Source organism: Bradyrhizobium sp. USDA 4502, assembly GCF_054063355.1.
On sequence record NZ_JBSSGF010000001.1, the window covers coordinates 6,440,422 to 6,458,568 of the forward strand.

The 18,147-nt window shown below is 64.6% G+C and carries 17 protein-coding genes; 7 read left to right on the top strand and 10 right to left on the bottom strand.

Annotated features, from left to right (window positions below):
- Positions 1-6 precede the first annotated feature (6 nt).
- From tolQ to ACVW1B_RS30130, 3 genes are all read right to left on the bottom strand, one after another.
- The gene (gene tolQ, locus ACVW1B_RS30120) at positions 7-720 is read right to left on the bottom strand and encodes a protein TolQ (protein WP_016846954.1); all 714 of its coding nucleotides are present in this window, start codon (positions 718-720) and stop codon (positions 7-9) included.
- A gap of 666 nt (positions 721-1,386) precedes the next feature.
- Positions 1,387-1,773, bottom strand: a complete 387-nt coding sequence (gene crcB / locus ACVW1B_RS30125) for a fluoride efflux transporter CrcB (RefSeq protein ID WP_253606780.1) — start codon at positions 1,771-1,773, stop codon at positions 1,387-1,389.
- Between the two features lie 244 nt (positions 1,774-2,017).
- Positions 2,018-2,617 (bottom strand): superoxide dismutase, encoded by a 600-nt coding sequence (locus ACVW1B_RS30130; protein WP_016846956.1) that lies wholly within the window; start codon positions 2,615-2,617, stop codon positions 2,018-2,020.
- Between the two features lie 139 nt (positions 2,618-2,756).
- On the opposite strand from ACVW1B_RS30130, the gene ACVW1B_RS30135 reads away from it, so the two are divergent.
- The 3 genes from ACVW1B_RS30135 to ACVW1B_RS30145 all read left to right on the top strand — a co-directional run bounded on the left by ACVW1B_RS30135 (position 2,757) and on the right by ACVW1B_RS30145 (position 5,508).
- The gene (locus ACVW1B_RS30135) at positions 2,757-3,287 is read left to right on the top strand and encodes a GNAT family N-acetyltransferase (RefSeq protein ID WP_253606777.1); all 531 of its coding nucleotides are present in this window, start codon (positions 2,757-2,759) and stop codon (positions 3,285-3,287) included.
- 136 nt (positions 3,288-3,423) lie between these two features.
- Positions 3,424-4,803 carry an MATE family efflux transporter gene (locus tag ACVW1B_RS30140; RefSeq protein ID WP_253606775.1) on the top strand — a complete coding sequence of 460 codons (1,380 nt, stop codon included), beginning with the start codon at positions 3,424-3,426 and terminating at the stop codon, positions 4,801-4,803.
- A 261-nt stretch (positions 4,804-5,064) separates the two neighbouring features.
- Positions 5,065-5,508 carry a DUF2147 domain-containing protein gene (locus ACVW1B_RS30145; RefSeq protein ID WP_253606774.1) on the top strand — a complete coding sequence of 148 codons (444 nt, stop codon included), beginning with the start codon at positions 5,065-5,067 and terminating at the stop codon, positions 5,506-5,508.
- 244 nt (positions 5,509-5,752) lie between these two features.
- Here the strand turns inward: ACVW1B_RS30145 and ACVW1B_RS30150 are convergent, their stop codons facing one another.
- The 5 genes from ACVW1B_RS30150 to ACVW1B_RS30170 all read right to left on the bottom strand — a co-directional run bounded on the left by ACVW1B_RS30150 (position 5,753) and on the right by ACVW1B_RS30170 (position 12,341).
- Entirely contained in the window at positions 5,753-6,901 is a 1,149-nt protein-coding gene (locus ACVW1B_RS30150; protein ID WP_253606772.1) for a DUF3095 domain-containing protein, read from the bottom strand.
- Positions 6,902-7,072: 171 nt separating this feature from the next.
- Positions 7,073-8,278, bottom strand: coding sequence for a zinc metallochaperone GTPase ZigA (gene zigA, locus ACVW1B_RS30155; RefSeq protein ID WP_253606770.1), 1,206 nt, complete (start codon positions 8,276-8,278; stop codon positions 7,073-7,075).
- Between the two features lie 261 nt (positions 8,279-8,539).
- Positions 8,540-10,402: a molecular chaperone HtpG gene (gene htpG / locus ACVW1B_RS30160; RefSeq protein ID WP_253606767.1), complete on the bottom strand. Its 1,863-nt coding sequence runs from the start codon at positions 10,400-10,402 to the stop codon at positions 8,540-8,542.
- A gap of 91 nt (positions 10,403-10,493) precedes the next feature.
- The gene (locus ACVW1B_RS30165; protein ID WP_253606765.1) at positions 10,494-11,300 is read right to left on the bottom strand and encodes an MBL fold metallo-hydrolase; all 807 of its coding nucleotides are present in this window, start codon (positions 11,298-11,300) and stop codon (positions 10,494-10,496) included.
- Between the two features lie 60 nt (positions 11,301-11,360).
- Positions 11,361-12,341, bottom strand: a complete 981-nt coding sequence (locus ACVW1B_RS30170; RefSeq protein ID WP_253606763.1) for an AraC family transcriptional regulator — start codon at positions 12,339-12,341, stop codon at positions 11,361-11,363.
- 184 nt (positions 12,342-12,525) lie between these two features.
- Between ACVW1B_RS30170 and ACVW1B_RS30175 the strand changes: the two genes are divergently transcribed.
- The gene (locus ACVW1B_RS30175) at positions 12,526-13,044 is read left to right on the top strand and encodes a sigma factor-like helix-turn-helix DNA-binding protein (protein ID WP_253609880.1); all 519 of its coding nucleotides are present in this window, start codon (positions 12,526-12,528) and stop codon (positions 13,042-13,044) included.
- Here ACVW1B_RS30175 and ACVW1B_RS30180 read toward each other — a convergent pair.
- The gene (locus ACVW1B_RS30180; RefSeq protein WP_253606761.1) at positions 13,023-14,117 is read right to left on the bottom strand and encodes an asparaginase; all 1,095 of its coding nucleotides are present in this window, start codon (positions 14,115-14,117) and stop codon (positions 13,023-13,025) included. The genes ACVW1B_RS30175 and ACVW1B_RS30180 overlap by 22 nt on opposite strands.
- Before the next feature lie 112 nt (positions 14,118-14,229).
- On the bottom strand, positions 14,230-14,646 hold the full coding sequence (locus ACVW1B_RS30185) for an AMP-binding protein (protein WP_305884494.1): 417 nt from the start codon (positions 14,644-14,646) through the stop codon (positions 14,230-14,232).
- Between the two features lie 89 nt (positions 14,647-14,735).
- Here ACVW1B_RS30185 and ACVW1B_RS30190 point away from each other — a divergent pair, with 89 nt between their 5' ends.
- From ACVW1B_RS30190 to ACVW1B_RS30200, 3 genes are all read left to right on the top strand, one after another.
- A complete protein-coding gene (locus ACVW1B_RS30190) occupies positions 14,736-15,908 on the top strand; it encodes an acyl-CoA dehydrogenase family protein (protein ID WP_253606759.1) in 1,173 nt (390 codons plus the stop codon).
- A gap of 148 nt (positions 15,909-16,056) precedes the next feature.
- Positions 16,057-16,671: a TetR/AcrR family transcriptional regulator gene (locus tag ACVW1B_RS30195; RefSeq protein WP_168858399.1), complete on the top strand. Its 615-nt coding sequence runs from the start codon at positions 16,057-16,059 to the stop codon at positions 16,669-16,671.
- A 283-nt stretch (positions 16,672-16,954) separates the two neighbouring features.
- Entirely contained in the window at positions 16,955-18,145 is a 1,191-nt protein-coding gene (locus ACVW1B_RS30200; RefSeq protein ID WP_456822679.1) for an OpgC domain-containing protein, read from the top strand.
- Positions 18,146-18,147: the final 2 nt, after the last annotated feature.

The window sequence follows — 18,147 nt, forward strand, 5'->3', positions numbered from 1 at the left end:
TCTAACTCAACCCCGCTCGTCGATCTGACGGGACAGGATGGCGGAGAACTCGTCGGCGAACCCCTCCAGGCGCGCGGCCTGCCGGTTCACCTCCGAAGTGAACTTATTGTAGAAAATAGTCGCCGGAATTGCGGCAATCAGGCCGATTGCGGTGGCAAACAGCGCTTCCGCGATACCGGGCGCCACCACCGCCAAGGAGGTGTTTTTCGAGGCCGCGATCGACTGGAAGCTCGACATGATGCCCCAAACGGTGCCGAACAGGCCGACAAAGGGACCGGCCGAGCCCACGGTGGCGAGCACCAGCAGCCGGCGTTCCAGCCGCTCCACCTCCCGGGCGATCGAGACGTTCATGACCTTCTCGATCCGCGCCTGCAGGCCGGCAAAGGACCGCGACTGGCTCTCGAAGGAGCGCTTCCACTCCCGCATCGCCGCGACGAAACAGGCCGCCATCGACTGGGTCGGCTTGGCCGACAGCGCGCGGTAGAGTTCCTCGATCGACTGGCCGGACCAGAACGCCTGCTCGAACTTGTCCATGGCCCGCTTGGTGCGGGCGTAGAGCAGGATCTTGTCGATTGCGATCGCCCAGACCCACACCGAGCAGGACAGAAGTCCCAACATCACGCATTTGACGACCCAATGGGCCTGCCAGAACAGCGCGATCAGCGACACGTCGCTCGATGCCAGTGGCAGAGTTGACTGAGCCACGTCGGCGGGATTCATCGGCAATATCCTCTCAACGCAAGTGTCCCAATTCGGCGGGCCGCCAATCGGCACCCCTTCCACGGCCGCGCGCCCGGCGCGGCAAAACTGCGCGAGAGCCTCTTACATCTGTCGCATGGGGGGCCCGTCCAAAGCCGGGCCCTGCTTCCCCTGCCAACATGTCAAAACGAGGGCTTTTCACGCGTCATTCCGACCCTAACCAAACGCTAATCATGGTTAAGGCGAGGTTACCAAAGGGAAATTTGGAGGCGGGAAATGCCGCCGGCCGGGGAGGTTGGCGGGTTCCACAGATGAACAGTTTCCGCGGGATGGAAGGTGGCGAGACCCTCCCCACGTCGTCCCGGCGAAGGCCGGGACCCATGACCACCGCACTCAATCATGAACGGGATTGTGGCCAGCGCGCGCAACAATTGAGATTTGGGGTAATGGGTCCCGGCCTTCGCCGGGACGACATTGCGTGTGTGGCGCGGTCTATGAGTTACACATCCACATTCTCCCGACATGATTTGTCCGAGCTTTGCATCTCATTCCGCCCTCCCTTGATCAAAAGGCGCAGGGAAAGCCGGGTCCCGATCGCACCCATGGGGCCCCGTGCAAAAGGTAAAAAGCCTTGCCTGCGGCACGCGCGCGCGAGAGCGCCCGCGAGGCATGACGACCGAGCGCATCTCACGTCAAATGCCGCACGATCGCGAGCCCGACGAACAGGCCGGCGATCGAGAGAGCCACCGAGCCCGCGACATACAGCACCGCAAGGCCGAGCTCGCCGCGCTCATAGAGCAGTGCGGTGTCGAGCGAGAAGGCGGAGAAGGTGGTGTAGCCGCCGAGGATGCCGGTCATCAAAAATAGCCGCCAGGGCTGCGAGGCGTCGCCCTTGAAGGCGAGATAGCCGGCGATCAGGCCCATCACGGTCGAGCCCGTGATGTTGATGATGAAGGTGCCGTAAGGAAACGCGGTGCCGATGCAGCGCGCGCAGGTGACGTTGATCACCTGGCGCAACGTCGCGCCGAGACCGCCGCCGAAGAAGACGAGGAGATAGCTTGCCGCGTTACCCACCAATGCCCCCGCTGGTGTGTGTCGAGTGAGGGCGCATCTTGCCGCACACTCAAATCACCCACCCCTGAAAGGGGAGGGTCGACGCGAATGAAATGAGCGGCGGGGCGGGGTCACAGTCTCTCCATTGAGAGACTGCTCGTGCTGAGAGATGACCCTCCCCGTTTCGCATTTCGCTTCGCTGCATGCGAAACGACCCTCCCCTTTCAGGGGAGGGTGAAGAAATATGCGACGGTCGAAGCCGCGCTTAGCCGGCCTTGCCGAACAGCTCGTCGACATAGTCCCAGTTGACGAGGTTTTCGACGAACGCCTTCAGATAGTCCGGACGGCGGTTGCGGTAGTCGATGTAGTAGGAGTGCTCCCAGACGTCGACGCCGAGGATCGGCACCGCGCCGTGGACCAGCGGGTTCTCGCCGTTCGGAGTCTTGGCGACCTCGAGCTTGCCGCCCTTGACCTGCAGCCAGGCCCAGCCGGAGCCGAACTGACCGGCGCCGGCAGCGGCGAAGTCGGCCTTGAACTTGTCGAAGCCGCCGAGGTCCTCGTTGATTTTCTTCTCGAGCCGGCCGGGCAGCTTGCTTCCGCCGCCATTCGGCTTCATCCACTTCCAGAAATGGATGTGGTTGTAGTGCTGACCGGCATTGTTGAAGACGGCCGCGTTCTTGCCGAACGAACCCTTCACGATCTCCTCGAGGGACTTGCCTTCGAATTCGGTCCCCTTGATCGCGTTGTTGCCGTTGGTGACGTAGGCTTGGTGATGCTTGTCGTGGTGAAACTCCAGCGTTTCCTTGGACATGTAGGGAGCAAGGGCGTCGTGGGCGTAGGGCAGATCGGGTAGCGTGAAGGTCATGGGGTAATGTCCAACAGAGGGTGGGAGACTACACTTAACGGGCCCCCCTTATAGAAGGTTCCATGGCGGAGAAACACCGCATTTTCGGATCGCCCATGACAGATCGGCACAGCCCGAACCAAGACCAAGGACCCAGACGATGAGCATCGAAATCGACATTCTCAACGGAGATGCGTCGTGGCGGCGCGCCGAGCCGCTGCTCCAGGCGGTCTGGAGCCCGGATGCCGCCGAGAAGCCGGTCTGGGCGGACATCAAATGGGCCCACGCGGATTTGCGCGTACTGCTCGATGCGCCCGACGACAGCGGGCTGGCCTGCCATGTCGGTATCTATTTCCGGACCATCACCTGGAATGGCCACAAGGTGCATGTCGGCGGCATCGGCGGAGTCTCGACCCGTGCGGACTGCCGGCGGCGCGGCTATGCGTCACTGGCGTTAGATGCCGCCGTGCACACCATTCGTGCCAACGACGCGGTGAAATTTGCAATCTTATTCTGCGAGCCGCACAATTTCGCGTTCTACCAAGCGCGCGGCTGGCATCCCTTCAGCGGCGAAGTCTATTGCGAACAGCCTTCCGGGGAGATCCGCTTTGAGGCGATGGCGCCGTTCGTCAACGACATCGTCCGCGCGCCGCGCCAGGGCAAGATCGACCTATGCGGCCTGCCGTGGTGACCCCTGCATCGGCGGCGGTGGCGATGATCGGTGCAACATCGTAACATGTCGATCATCATTTATTGATTGCGAGCCCGGTTCACTGGCGTTGGATTGCAGTGCGCCCCTCTCCCGCTTGCGAAGTGAGCCGTGACGCATGACCATTGATGCCTCGATCGACGACGTGCAGCCGGCCACGCCCGCCACGCCGGTCAATGACCTGCTGACCGCGCCGATCCTGCCGACGCTGCTTCGCCTCGCGATCCCGAACACCATCGCCATGTTCGGCTCGACGCTGGTCGCGGTGGCCGAGACCTCTTACATCGGCCGGCTCGGCACCGAGCCGCTGGCCGGCATTGCGCTGGTGTTTCCGTTCGCGATGCTGACGCAGATGATGTCGGCCGGCGCGATGGGCGGCGGCGTCTCGTCGGCGATCAGCCGCGCGCTCGGCGCCGGCGACCGCGACCGCGCCGCCGATCTGGCGCTGCATGCGGCGATCATCGGCGGATGCGCCGGACTGTTCTTCACCGTGATGATGCTGGGCTTCGGCCGAAACTTCTATGCGCTGCTCGGCGGACATGGCGGCGTGCTCGAGCAGTCGATGCATTACTCGCAGGTGCTGTTCTCCGGCGCGATCTCGATCTGGCTGGTCAACACGCTCGCCTCCGTGGTGCGCGGCACCGGCGACATGCGGATTCCCTCGATGACTCTGATCACGGTCTCGATGATCCAGATCGCGGTCGGCGGCGTGCTGGGTCTCGGGTTGTTCGGCATGCCCGGTCTCGGCATGCGCGGCGTCGCCGCCGGACAGCTCACGGCCTTCACGTGTGGTGCGATCTTCCTCGCCTGGTATCTCGCCTCTGGCCGCAGCCGGTTGAAACTCGACTTCGCCGCCTTCAGCTTCCAGCGCGCGATGTTCCTCGACATTCTCAAGGTCGGCGCGATCTCCTGCCTGTCGCCGCTGCAGAGCGTGCTGACCATCCTGATCTTCACCAAGATCCTGGCCAGCTTCGGCACCGAGACGCTGGCCGGTTACGGCATGGGCTCGCGGTTGGAGTTTTTGCTGATCCCGATCGCGTTCGCGGTCGGCGTCGCCTCGGTGCCGATGGTCGGCATGGCGATCGGCGCGGGACTCGTGACGCGCGCCCGCAAGGTGGCGTGGACCGCCGGCACCGTCGCCGGACTTGTCGTTGGCTTCGTCGGACTTGTGGTCGCGCTCAAGCCGACGCTGTGGATTGCGCTGTTCACCACCGATCCCGGCGTGACCGCCGCGGCTTCGTCCTATTTCGCGCTGGCCGGCCCGGGCTTCGGCTTCTTCGGCGTCGGCGTCTGTCTCTATTTCTCCTCGCAGGGCGCGGCCAAGGTCGGCGGACCGGTGCTGGCCGGCACCATCCGCCTGCTGCTGGTCGGCATCGGTGGCTGGTGGCTCGCTACCGTGAGCGCCCCGGCGTGGACGCTGTTTGCGCTGGTCGGCGGTGCGATGGTGGCGTTCGGCCTGGCCACCATCATTTCGATCCGGCTGACCCGCTGGAAATAAATACGACGCAGCGCCCTCGCACCGGAGCGTTGCCTGAGCATGACTGCTCCTGAAACAGGCACCAGATTTTTTTTGGGAGCGCGCTCACCTGATCGCGCGAATATGACATTGCAGAAATTCTTCGACTTGTTATGCAGGCCGACCACTAAAGCGCGATGAGATTGGGTCGAATCGTCATCGCGCTTTAGCTCTTTGTTTGATCATGATCTTTTCGGAAAACCGCTTCGCACTTTTCCGGATCATGCTCTGGGGGAATGAGCCATGGCCTGCAGATTCGAATTCATGATCGCAATCATTGCGACGGCGCTTGCCGTGCCCGCCGCGCATACGCAAGGCGCGCCTGAGCCGGTCGGCGTTTGGCAGACCCAGGCCGGCGATGCCCGCGTCAAGATCAGCAAATGCGGCGGCGGCATCTGTGGCGTGGTGGTGAGCCTGCGCGACCCGATCGATCCGATGACCGGCAAGCCCCAGCTCGACAACAAGAATCCGAATCCGTCGCTGTCCAGCCGGCCGATCATCGGGCTGCCGCTGTTTTCCGGCATGCATCCGGTTGCCGCGGGCAAATGGTCGGGCCAGATCTACAACGCCGACGACGGCGGCACCTATGCGAGCAGCATCTCGGTGACCGGCGAGAGTACGCTGCGCGTCGAAGGCTGCGTCGGCGCGCTGTGCGGCGGCGAGACCTGGACGCGGGTGGGGCGGTAATTCTGAGCCGAGCGGCAACCGCGACGGGACCGTGCTCCCTCGCCCCGCTCTTGCGGGGAGAGGGTTGGGGTGAGGGGCTCTATCCGCGTAGCCATATCTGAATTGTAGTCAGCTCACCGTCGATCTCGCGAGTCGGATGAATATCTCCTTGCGGCCACTCATTGCCTGCCCTCACCCGGAAGCCACGCGAGGCGTGGCGTCCGACCTCTCCCCGCAAACGAGCGGGGAGAGGTGAGAAAAATTGCTACACCGCGCGCGCCTTCAGCACCGTCGCGGCCGAGGCGTAGCCGCCGCGGGCGCCGTCGATGAAGTGGACGTGGTCGGCGCGCATCACCGACGGGGTGAAGCAGGTCATCATCGCGGCATCCTGCTCGTGCAGGCCATAACGCACGATGCCCTGCGCCGCGGCGGCGGCGAGGCGCTGCTCGATGTCGGAAGCGAGCTCCGGCGTGCAATCCAGGATCATGCGCAGGCCGTCGTCGAACTTGCGGAAGTCTGAATTCTCGACGACCTGCTGCAGATAACGTTTCGGCGCGAACTTGCCGACTGGGATGTTGAACCGCATCAGCGTATAGGCCCACAGCGCGAATGTGAGCACCGCGGCGCGCCGCAGCGCGAGCGGGCCGCGGCGCCGTGCGCGCGCCTCGTACTCCATTCCCTGCGGCGGCCAGTGCAGCGGCGGTCCGCTGGCGGGCACCGGCCGTCCGGCATCGGGACTCTTCTCGACGCGGACGACGATATCCTCGATCACCTTGCGGAAGGACGCGGGATCGGCGTTCTTCGCCGGCAGCACCAGCACCGACATAATGACGCCGCGCGCGGACGGCATCACCTCGAAGCGGCAGGACAGGCCGGACAAATCGGGTTGCGTGCCCTGAGGCGCCGGATCGACCGCGAACTCGGCGCGCTTCATCGCGGCATCGGCGTAAGCAAGACCGCCGCCTGAGAACATCGCATAGGACAGATTGGCCGACGGCCCGAAGCGCGCTACGCGGACATCGGCGCCCGCGGCGCGGATCGCCGCCATCGGCACCAGCGCCACCCGCAGCACCAGATCGAGGTCGTCGTGCACCCAGCGCGCGGTCGCCGCCAGCGCCTCGCGTGCCTTGTCGAGATCGGCGGGCGCGACCGCAAAACTCGCACCGTCGCCGCCGAACACGAAGGGGAATTCGCGGCCCTCCAGCGCATTGGTGACGGCGGCGACCACCGCGGCGCCGGCCATGTTGACCGCCTTGTAGCGCTGCGCCGCGATCGCCTTGGTCGATTCCACGATATCGGCGACGCCGACCGTCCAGTCATCCGGCAACGGCGCATACAGCGCGGGGTCCATCAGCCGTGCGAAGCCGCGAAACACCGGAATGCCGCCGTAGAAGATATCGCTGCCGCCAGCCATCGCAACGCCGCGCCGTTTCCGCCCTGATGCGGGATTCTCTAGCAGATACGGCCCGGGTTGGGACCGGTTTTAGAAGCGTAGCCCGGATGGAGCGCAGCGAAATCCGGGAACCTCTCAAGCGGCGGGAGACCCCGGATTGCGCTCCGCTCCATCCGGGCTACGGTGACTGTCTCACGCCGCCTCGCCTGCCCTGCTCCACGGCGGAAACGGATCGCGCAGCCCGGCCCAGGCCTGCGGGTCCATGCCCGGTCTGCCGGTGACGAGGCAGGCATCGAGCCTGCGGCGGATGTCGTCCTCGTTCGTGCCGGAGCCGATGAAGACCAGCTCCTGCCGGCGATCGCCGTAGAGATCGTTCCAGCTCCGCTGCATCATCAGCCGCCAGTCCGGATGATCCGGCCAGCGCTCGCGCGGGATCGCGGCCCACCACGAACCGAGCCCTTCGGTGCGGACGATGGCGCCGGCCTGGCTCAGCTCGCCGCACCAATCCGGGCGCGTCGCGATCCAGAAGTGGCCCTTGGCGCGGATCACGCCTTGCCAGCTCTCGCGCAGGAAGGCGTGGAAGCGCAGCGGATCGAACGGGCGCCGCGCGCGGTAGACGAAGCTCGTGATGCCGTATTCCTCGGTCTCCGGCACGTGCCCGGCAAAGCCATAGAGCTCTTTGTGCCAGAGCGGATGCTGCTGCGCGCGCTCGTGGTCGAAGCGGCCGGTGTCGAGCACGCGGTCGAACGGGACCTTTGCGAAATTCGCCTCGACCAGGTCGGCGTCGGGATTGAGCGCACGCACGATGGTGCGGGCGGCCTCGCGCTCTGCCTGCGTCGCGGCATCGATCTTGTTCAGCACCACGACATCGGCGAACTCGATCTGCTCGACCAGTAGATCGACCAGCGTGCGCTTGTCGCCGTCGAGCGCTTCGCCGCGCTGGCTGAGGAAATCGGTCGAGGCGTAGTCTTTCAGGAGATTGGCGGCGTCGACCACCGTGACCATGGTGTCGAGCCGCGCGATGTCGGAGAGGCTCTGGCCATCTTCATCGCGAAACTCGAAAGTCGCGGCGACCGGCAGCGGCTCGGAAATGCCGGTCGATTCGATCAGGAGATAATCGAAACGGCCGCTCTCGGCGAGCGCGCGCACCTCCTTCAGCAGATCGTCGCGCAGGGTGCAGCAGATGCAGCCATTGCTCATCTCGACCAGTTTTTCGTCAGTCCGGGACAGGTTCGCACCGCCATCGCGAACGAGGTCGGCGTCGATGTTCACCTCGCTCATGTCGTTCACAATCACCGCAACCTTCAGACCGCGGCGGTTGTTCAGGACGTGGTTCAGCAAAGTGGTCTTTCCAGCCCCGAGGAAGCCGGACAAGATGGTGACGGGGAGTTTTTGCATCGAGATCAAACAGTTGCTGGAGGGATCGGCGGCGGCGGGACATGGGGCATTCGCTTGATGTTATGTTATAACATAACATCAATGAGGCGCGGCCTGTCAAGCGCCTGGGCGGCGCAGTCAGCCTGCCAGTTTTAGGAATGCGTAGCCCGGATGAAGCGAAGCGAAATCCGGGGCCGCGCTATCCACGGATGGACCTGTCCCGGATTGCGCTTCGCTCCATCCGGGCTACGGGCTCAGGATGACGGGTTCAGAGTTCGCGCTCTACTTCCCCAATCCGCGCAGCACGAGCTGGTTCATGCGCCCAGCGAACGCGGCGGGGTCGTCGGGCATCTCGCCGTCGAGGATCTGCGCCTGCTCGAACAGCAGCAGCGACAGGTCCTTCGCCTGCGCGGTATCGGTCGCGAGCGCCGCGACCAGCGGGTGGCGCAAATTGATCTCGAGCACCGGCTTTGTGATCGCGCCGCGGTTCTGCTGGGCGAGCAGCCGCTCCAGCGCGCGGTCGCGCGCATCGCCGCCGGCAACGAGGCACGACGCGCTCGCGGTCAGCCGCTGCGAAGCCCGGACGTCGGAGACGCGCTCGCCGAGCGCGTCCTTGATCACGGCGATCGTGGTCGCCGCGTCGGCCGCGGGTTCGTCCTTCTTGTCGTCCTTGTCGTCGGCAAGCGGGATCAGGCCGAAATCGACATCGCCCTGGCTCAGCGACTTCAGCGGCTTGCCGCCGAAATCGAGCGGCGCCGAGGTCCAGAACGCATCGACCGGATCGGTCAGGAGCAGCACCTCGATGCCGCGGGCGCGCGCCGATTCCAGCTTCGGGTTCGACTTCAGCCGCTCGACGCTGTCGCCGACCAGATAATAGATCTCGGTCTGGTTCGGCTTGAAGTCGTCGACAACCTGCTTCAGCGAGCGGTTCTCGCCCGACGTCGTGGTGAAGCACGCGAGTGCCAGCAGCTTGTCGCGGCGCTCGAAATCCTCCCACAGGCCTTCCTTGATCACCGGGCCGAACGCGTCCCAGATCTTTGCGAAGGTCTCCGGCTCCTTCTCGCCGAGCGTCTCCAACTCGCCGATCACGCGGCCGGTGACGGCCTTGCGGATCTGCGCGAGTTGCGGATTGTTCTGCAGCATCTCGCGCGAGATGTTGAGCGGCAGATCCTCACTGTCGATCACGCCGCGGATGAAGCGCAAGTAAGCCGGCAGCAGCTCGGCATCGTCGGCGATGAAGACGCGGCGGACGTAGAGCTTGACCTTACCCTTGCGCTCGACCTGGAACAGGTCGAACGGCTTTTGCGACGGCGCGAACAGCAGCACGGCGTAGGACTGCCGGCCCTCGGCACGGTAATGCAGCGTCATCGCCGGCTCGTCGAACGCGCCGGCGATCTGCTTGTAGGCCTGGGCGTAATCCTCCGGCTTGAGCTCGGATTTCGAGCGCTGCCACAGCGCGCTCGCCGAGTTGATCTGGCGCGGCTCGCCCTCTTCCGGCACCAGCAGGATCGGAAACTGGATGTTGTCGGAATATTCGCGGACGATGCGCTCGATCTCGTAGGCCTCGAGATACTTGGCGGCGTCCTTCTTCAGATGCAGCACGATCTCGGTGCCGCGCGCGACACGCTGGGCGGCCTCTTCGCCCGCCGGTGCGATCTCGAAGCCGCTGCCGCCTTCCGACGTCCACCCCCACACCTCGTCCGAGCCGGCGCGGCGGCTGGTGACGACGATCTTTTCGGCGACCATGAAGGCGGCATAGAAGCCGACGCCGAACTGGCCGATCAGGTTGGCGCCGTCCTTGGCCTCGGTGAGCTTCGACAGGAACGATCTGGTGCCGGAGCGCGCGATGGTGCCGAGATTGTCGATCAGCTCCTGGCGCTCCATGCCGATGCCGGTATCAACCACGGCAAGCGTGTTGGCCGCCTTGTTCGGGACGATCCTGATCTCCGGCGGCGTGCCGTCCGTGATCAGGGACGGATTGGCGATCGCCTCGTAGCGCAGCTTGTCGCAGGCATCCGACGCGTTCGAGATCAACTCGCGCAGGAAGATATCGGTCTCGGAATAGACCGAATGCACCATCAGGTGCAGCAATTCGGCAACCTCGGCCTGGAACGGCTGGGATTCGGCAGCGGCAGTTGTGGTCATGCGGAAACTCGGACAATCGGTAAGGGGCGGGAAAGCCCTGATATAGCGCGATCGCGCCGCGTGGCAAGGTTGCCAAAAGCGGCCGGAACCGTCAGTCCGCGATCGCCGCAATATAGCGCTGCACCGAGCGGTCGAACGCCGCCCTGGCGTCGGAGGCGATGTTCTTGCCCCACCAGGCGCCGTAGATCCGATCATAGGCCAGCGGCTCGACCACCCGCGCGACGCGGCGGACCGCCGATGCATTGAGCGGGATATAGTTCGGGTAGGAATACATGAAGCTGACCGAGCGGCGGTCCATCGCCACCATCGCGATATCCCCGGTCAGAAGCGCGCCGCGCCCGTCGGCGCCGTTGCGCCAATGCAGCATGGTGGCGCCGGCAAAATGCCCGCCGCCGCGCACCAGCAGGATGTCGTCGGAGATGCGATGGCTGTCCCCCTGCCACGGCACGATCGACGGATAAGGCCGCGTCACCCATTGTGCATCGTCGCCGTGCAGATAGACCGGGGCATTGTCGAACGCCGCGCTCCAGTCGGCGACCGCGCCATAATAATGCGGATGCGAGATCGCGATTGCCTTCAGCCCGCCGAGCGATCTGACATGCGCGATCGCCTCGGCGGTTGCCAGCGGCACGCAGTCCCACATCACGCAGCCGCCGCGGTCCGGCACCAGCAGCGCGCGCTGCCCGATCGCAAAAGACGGCTCGAGCGCGATCCCGACGAGGCCGAGATCGTCGCGCCAGACCAGTCTGTGCCGCTCTGCGAGCTCCTCGCGCGTCAGCCACGCCTGCCCTTTCCAGTTCACATATTGCCGCTCATCCTCGCAGATCAGGCAAGCCGACGGTGGCGCCGCGGTTTCAGGATATTGCGCGCCGCACTGTTCGCAGGTCCACAGAGGCATTGGCAGCGCCCTCATTGCGATGAAGCTGGTCTCCTGATCTACGTCAGCGACATGCGGCATTCAATGCCGCCGCCCCAGTTCCATCTGCATCTCCGCCGGTGCTACGCCGAACTTCCGGCGGAACGCGCGATGGAAATAAGAGAGGTCGTTGAAGCCGACCGTATAGGCGATGTCGCTGACCTTGCGGCCGGCGCCCTCTTCGTGCAGCAGCAGCCGGCGCGCCAGCAGCAGGCGCTGCTCGAGGACGAACTCCGAGAACGTCGTCCCTGCGGACGCGAACAGGCGCTGCGCCTGGCGGGTGCTCAGCGCATTCGCCCTTGCTATGGCTTCGATCGTGAGCTTACCGTTGTCGAGATTTTTGAGAACATCGGCCTTCATCAGATCGAGCCGCGCCTTCGCCACGCCGTCGCGTGCCGACAGCTGCTTTGTCTCGGCGCTGCTGCCGAGAACGAGACCCACCAGGTCGGCGAGATGGTGCGCCGCTGCCCGCTGGCCGGGCACGTCCAGATCGCCGGCAAGCTCGGTGCAGAGCACGGAATAGCGCTCGATCATCGCGCCCAGGGCCGGCTCGCGCCCGAGTGCCCGCGCCAGCTGCGTCTCCGCCGAGGGCGCGATCTGGAGCAGCAGGCGCCGCGGAAACCGCGTCGTCGTAAAGCTGCCCGACCGGGTGAGATCGGCGGTGCCGACGATATTCATTTCGGTGAGGCACATCTGGCCGCGCTGAAGCTCGATCGCCTTGCCTGCCTGCGTGACCTGCACCGTGCCGCGCGTCGCAAAGATCAGGACAAGATCGTCGCAGCCGTCATTCAAAAGCGCGCGGGTGCGGGCGAAGCGGGCCGAGCCGCCGCGCGGCGTCGCGATGGCGACCGTATGCAGCAACGTGAACTCGTTGTGGCAATCGATGCGGTTGTCGTCGGTCGGTCCGACGTCGAGCCGGCAGAAGCCGCGGCAAATCCCTTCGCGCCATGCCTCATAGGCCGGCCCTTTCGCCAGCCCATGATGGAAGATCGAGAACCGGTTGGGCACCTGTGTCTCGGACATGATCCGCGCTCCGACGCTCGATCGATCAGGGCTGACACGATCGATCGCTTGCTGCCCGCCGCGCGCATGTCGTGTGCGCACGTCGTTCCTGTCCCTACGCTTGGCGCGACGGTCCACGACTCCGGCGCGGAGCCTGATACCACTCCGCCGATTGCCGGTAAAGCTATTCACGAGATGCAACCCTATGATGCGAAGTGCGAAAGCCGGGAATAAAACGGCGCAGCAGTTTCGCGACGCGGCATTGCCGTGTCTCGACGATGCCTATGCGTTCGCCCAGGTGCTGATGCGAAGCGAGGCGGACGCCGAACTGGCCGTGCAGGAATGCTATCTGCGCGCACTGCGCCGGTTCGACGGCGTTCGCGGCCCGGCCATCAGGCCGTGGCTGCTCGCGATCCTCAAAGCCGTTTGCCAGGAGAAACTCGGCCAAGAACTAGGCGGCGAGAATGTAGCGCCAGAACGGCGCGACAGCGCAACAATCCGGCAACTGATCGACGATCTGCCCGCCCTGCTCCGCGAAGTCATCGCGCTGCGCGACTTGATCGATCTGTCCTACAAGGAGATCGCCGAAGTCGCCAGCATTCCCGTCACCACCGTGATGTCGCGCATCGCGGAGGCGCGCGCCCTGCTGCTCGCGGCGAACAAGGCCGCGCAGGTGAAGCCAGGCGCCTCAAAACCGGTGGTCTACCGCGCGAACGCCTGTTGAACCGCCGACGGCTCGGTGATGCCGTTCGCGATCAGCAGCTCGAGCAATACCCGCGCCTTCTGCGGGTTGAGATCGAGCGAGACCGCGAAGCCGAGCTTGTCGTCCTCGACCTCGACGTTGCGGTTCACGAAGCCTGAGCCGACCCGGGTCGAACGCACCACCACGACGCCCTGCTTCGCCGCGGCGGCCAGCGCATCGATCGCGCCCTTCGATGAATTGCCGTCGCCGACGCCGGCCAGCACGATGCCCTTGGCGCCGCGCTTGACCGCATCCTCGACCTCAGCGGCGTCCATGTTGGCGTGCGAATAGATGATGTCGACCCGCGGCAAGGGCGGCGCATCCGGCAATTTCAGCTTGGTACCCCTGGCTGGAGCGGCCGGCTGCAGGAAGCGCAGCGGGCCGGTGTCGACATAGCCGACCGGGCCGGCTTCGGGCGAGCGGAACGTCTCGACGCTGGTGGTGTTGGTCTTCTGCACCCAGCGCGCGGCATGGATGGTGTCGTTGAGCACCACGAGCACGCCGCGGCCGCGGGATTCCGGGGCCGAGGCGACCCGCATCGCCTCGTAGAGATTGGCCGGACCGTCGGCGCCGATCGCGGTCGAGGGCCGCATCGATCCGACCAGCACGATCGGGACGTCGGTGTCGAGCACGTTTTGCAGGAAGAACGCGGTCTCCTCCATCGTGTCGGTGCCATGGGTGATGACGACGCCGTCGACCTCCTTGTTGTCAATGGCCGCGTGGATGCGCTTGACGAGGTCGAACCACACGTTGTCGTTCATGTCCTGCGAGCCGATCGACGAGATCTGCTCGGCCGACATCTGGGCGAGCTTGTCGATGCCCGGGATCGCCGCGACCAGGTTGGCCGCACTGACCTTGCCTGAGTCATAGGCGTTGCCGGCGCGTGCGCTGGCCTGCCCCGCGATGGTGCCGCCGGTACCGAGCACGAGCACGCGGGCCAGCGCGGCGCCGGTGGCCTGTTGTGCTGATACCGGCGAGGCAAGCCCGATCATGAGGGCTGCGGCGAGGCCGAGGAAGAGCCGAACGGAATAATTGGATTGAAACGAACGTGGCATGATCTTCTCCCCAAAGCGACAGGTCGCCAGTCCACAACTCGTGGTTTTGTCCCGTAACAAGTGGACAAAGTTGCGGCGGAAGATGCGATGGTCGGAAGCCGGATCGAAGCGTTTAGTGAGCTCCAAACGCGTTGCGCAACTCGATCTCCGTCCCGACGGTTCGCCAGATCGAACGATCGACGAACAGCACCCGATCCTCGGCATGGGCGAGCAGTCTTGCGATGTCCGGCGCGTGCAGGCGCGCATTGATGGTGTGCAGCACCGCGCCCATGCAGGGCACGGCGACATAAAGCTCGAGGTGACGGCGCGAGTTCCAGGCCAGCGTGGCAACGCGCATGCCGCGCTCGACGCAGATCTCGGCGAGGAAGTTGGCGAGCTGGCCCGCGCGGCCGAGCAGCTCCGCATAGCTGATGACATGGATGCGGTCGCAATACCGCGTCATCACCGTCTTGTCCGGATAGAGATCCGCGACCCGTTCTCTCACCAGATTGAGGGTGAGCGGGACCTGCTGCATCAAGCCTGCGAGCATCCCGTGTTCTCCGGAACTTCCGCAAAACCTTGACATCTGCCGGGAGGCGGCGCAACATTTTTCGAAGATTATTCGACTTTTGGTGCGCCATGCATTTTGAGCTTCCCGACGACCTCCGCGTTCTGCAAGGCCGGGTGCGTGAATTCGTGCGCAGCGAGCTGCAGCCGCACGATGTCGCGATCGAGGCAACCGGCAAGGTGCCGGACAGCGCCATGGCCGGCCTGCGCAGGATGGGATTGTTCGGCACCAACACGCCGAAGCAATTCGGCGGCCTCGGGCTCTCGATGCTGGGCAGCTGCATCGCGATCGAGGAGCTCGCGAAGGCCCACACCGCCTTCTACTATCTGAGCGGGGTCAACGTTCACATCGGCTCAAAGGCAATCGAGCTCTACGCGCAGCCGGCGGTTCGCGACCGATGGCTGCCGGAACTCGCCAGCGGACGGGTGATCGGCGCGTTCGCGCTGACCGAACCGAATGCCGGATCCGATGCCGCCCGGATCCAGACCCGGGCGCGGCGGGACGGCGATCATTACGTGCTCGACGGCCGCAAGACCTATATCACCAATGCGCCCGCGGCCGGCGTCTTCACGGTGTTCGCCACGCTCGATCCCTCCGCCGGCGCCAGGGGCATCGCGGCCTTTGTCGTCGACGCAAAGACGCCGGGCCTTGCCATCGGCCGCCTGGTCGAGATGGCTGCCGGACGCGGCTCGGAGCACGCCGAAGTGATCTTCGAGGATTGCCGTGTGCCGCGCGAGAATCTGCTGGGACAGGAGGGCGAAGGATTCGCCATCGCGATGCGGTGCCTAGATGCCGGGCGCACCCATTGGGGCGCCTATTGCGTCGGCGCGGCGAGCCAGCTGCTGGACTACGCTCTCGACCATGTCTCGGAGCGCGAGACGTTCGGACGCAAGCTGCGCGACCATCAGGGCATCGAGTGGCAGATCGCCGACATGGCGAGTTCGCTGCATGCCGCGCGGCTTGTCGCCTATGAGGCAGCTTGGCGTTACGACCAGGGCGATGCCGCCGCCCGCACCGCCGCGGCAGCGCTCTCCAAATATACCGGCGCCGACATGGTGCAGCGCGTCGCCGACACGACCATGCAGCTGTTCGGCGGTGCCGGTTATTCAAGAGACCTGCCGATCGAGCGCATCTGGCGGGAAACGCGGGTGGTCCGCATTCTGGACGGCACCTCAGAGATCATGCGCCAGATCATTGCCCGCAACGCGTTCCGCAGCCACGAACGGCGCAATGCGCCGGTCTGATCGGCACTTACGCTGTATGTCGTCGCAATAGCGCTTGTGTTCCGATCTCGCTGCCTTACTGTTTTTATGGGACGAGATTCTTGCTTTGACGCGTCTTCCTTGCGCGAACCGGTATCCACTTCGCGCGAAAACGCTCTTGGAGACCACCGTGGCTTCGGGGACGACACTCAAGCTCAAGCAGCAACGCAGCCGCGACCGGCGCGAGCAGATCCTCACGGCGGCCACCAAGCTGTTCGGCCAAAAAGGCATCGACGGAACCTCGCTCACCGAGGTCGCCGCCGCGGCGAAAGTACCGCTCTCCAGCATCTATGATTATTTCGAGGACAAGCGCGCGCTGGTGCTCGATGTGCCCGAGGGCAATTTCGAGGCGCTGTATCAGAAGACCGAGCCGCTGCTGGTCAAGGGTGGCGATCCCGTCGAGCAGCTCCGCATCATCTTCCTCACCAACTTCCAGTACATCAAGGACAACCCGAGCTGGGGCCGGGTGTTCTTCCTCGAGATCTGGCCGAGCGTGCTTGCCGCCGAGCCGCGGATCAAGAAGGCGGTCGACAGATACGCGCTGCGCTATGTGCAGCTGATCAAGCAGGCGAGCCGCGCCGGCACCTATCGCCGCAATCTCGATCCCTACACCGCGATGTCGCTGATGATGGGCGGGATGTGCCACCTCACCGCGGTCTGGCTGCTTTACGGCCGCAAATACGATCTGGTGAAGAAGGGTAAGGCGCTGTTCACCACGCTGCATAACGGGTTTGTGCAGCGTTAGCCGCGCCGGTGCACGGCCGGCTCTCGTAGAATGGGTAGAGCGAAGCGAAACCCATCATTCGTCAGGTCGACACGGAGTGATGGGTTTCGCTTCGCTCTCCCCATCCTACGCACCGCGTGGTTCGCGGCGCGAACGATTTGATCCAAATTCATCGCTGTTTGGCCGGCTGTGGCGGCGATCCGTTTCCGGAAAACCAATACACAACCGTCGAAATCTTGTTCTAGTATGACGTCGTGGGCGACCCGCGACCGGACACGCGGGCGCTCGGGATGGGAGCGTACCGATGGACGTCAAGGCTGTTCTGCCGCCGCGTGGCCGCGACTATCGCCTCGATCTGCTGCGCGGCTTCGCCAACTGGGCGATCTATCTCGATCACATCCCGAACAACGCGGTGAACTGGATCACGCAGAAGAATTTCGGCTTCAGCGACGCGGCCGATCTGTTCGTGTTCATCTCCGGCTACACCGCATCCTTCGTCTATGCGCGCATGATGCTCGAGCGCGGCACCGTGATCGGCGCCACCCGCCTGATCAAGCGCGCTTGGCAGATCTATGTCGCCCACGTCCTGCTGTTCGTGATCTATATCGCCGAGATCGGCTATCTCTCCCAGCGCTACCACGACCCGAACCTGCAGGACGAATTCAACGTCGCGGGCTTCATGCACACTCCGGCCGAGACGCTCTATCAGGGCCTGATCCTGGCGTTCAAGCCGGTCAACATGGATGTGCTGCCGCTCTATATCGCGCTGATGCTGTGCTATCCGCTGGTGCTGTGGGCGATGCTGCGCAAGCTCAATCTGACGCTGCTGGCCTCGTTCCTGCTCTATCTCGCGGCGCGGCAATTCGGCTGGAACCTGCCGGCCTATCCGTCCGGCTCATGGTATTTCAATCCGTTCTGCTGGCAGTTCCTGTTCGTGTTCGGCGGCTGGTTCGCGCTCGGCGGCGCGAGCGAATCGATCACGTTCATCCGCTCGCGCGCCTTCCTTTGGCTCGGCGGCGCCTATCTGCTGTTCGCGCTGGTCATGACCTTGGCGGGCCGCTTCCCGGAGCTCGGACAGGCGATGCCGGCCTGGCTCTATGACGCCTTCAATCCGAACGACAAGACCAACCTTGCGCCTTATCGCGTGCTGCACTTCATCGTCCTCGCCTTCTTCGTCACCCGCTTCCTGCCGCGCGAATGGCCCGGATATGAATGGCCGATCTTCCAGCCGATCATCAAATGCGGCCAGCAGTCGCTCGAAGTGTTCTGCACCGGCGTTTTCCTCGCGGTCATCGCGCATGTGCTGCTGGTCGAGGTCTCCGGCAGCATCTGGATGCAGATCGCGGTCAGCATTGTTGGCATCGTGCTGATGACCGCACTCGCCTATTACCGCTCCTGGTCGAAGAAGGTCGACAAGGCGCCCGCGAAGGTACCCGTAGCTGCGCAGACGCCCGTGGCCGCGCAGACGCCAGCGACCGCGAAGCCAGCGGAGTAAGT

Coding starts and splice junctions, on each gene's coding strand:
- ACVW1B_RS30140 (WP_253606775.1), top strand. CDS start 3,424: ATGACCATTGATGCCTCGATCGACGACGTGCAGCCGGCCACGCCCGCC.
- ACVW1B_RS30175 (WP_253609880.1), top strand. CDS start 12,526: ATGATGCGAAGTGCGAAAGCCGGGAATAAAACGGCGCAGCAGTTTCGC.
- htpG (WP_253606767.1), bottom strand. CDS start 10,402: ATGACCACAACTGCCGCTGCCGAATCCCAGCCGTTCCAGGCCGAGGTT.
- ACVW1B_RS30150 (WP_253606772.1), bottom strand. CDS start 6,901: ATGGCTGGCGGCAGCGATATCTTCTACGGCGGCATTCCGGTGTTTCGC.
- ACVW1B_RS30185 (WP_305884494.1), bottom strand. CDS start 14,646: ATGCTCGCAGGCTTGATGCAGCAGGTCCCGCTCACCCTCAATCTGGTG.
- ACVW1B_RS30200 (WP_456822679.1), top strand. CDS start 16,955: ATGGACGTCAAGGCTGTTCTGCCGCCGCGTGGCCGCGACTATCGCCTC.
- zigA (WP_253606770.1), bottom strand. CDS start 8,278: ATGCAAAAACTCCCCGTCACCATCTTGTCCGGCTTCCTCGGGGCTGGA.
- ACVW1B_RS30130 (WP_016846956.1), bottom strand. CDS start 2,617: ATGACCTTCACGCTACCCGATCTGCCCTACGCCCACGACGCCCTTGCT.
- ACVW1B_RS30180 (WP_253606761.1), bottom strand. CDS start 14,117: ATGCCACGTTCGTTTCAATCCAATTATTCCGTTCGGCTCTTCCTCGGC.
- ACVW1B_RS30190 (WP_253606759.1), top strand. CDS start 14,736: ATGCATTTTGAGCTTCCCGACGACCTCCGCGTTCTGCAAGGCCGGGTG.
- ACVW1B_RS30145 (WP_253606774.1), top strand. CDS start 5,065: ATGGCCTGCAGATTCGAATTCATGATCGCAATCATTGCGACGGCGCTT.
- ACVW1B_RS30135 (WP_253606777.1), top strand. CDS start 2,757: ATGAGCATCGAAATCGACATTCTCAACGGAGATGCGTCGTGGCGGCGC.
- ACVW1B_RS30170 (WP_253606763.1), bottom strand. CDS start 12,341: ATGTCCGAGACACAGGTGCCCAACCGGTTCTCGATCTTCCATCATGGG.
- tolQ (WP_016846954.1), bottom strand. CDS start 720: ATGAATCCCGCCGACGTGGCTCAGTCAACTCTGCCACTGGCATCGAGC.
- ACVW1B_RS30165 (WP_253606765.1), bottom strand. CDS start 11,300: ATGCCTCTGTGGACCTGCGAACAGTGCGGCGCGCAATATCCTGAAACC.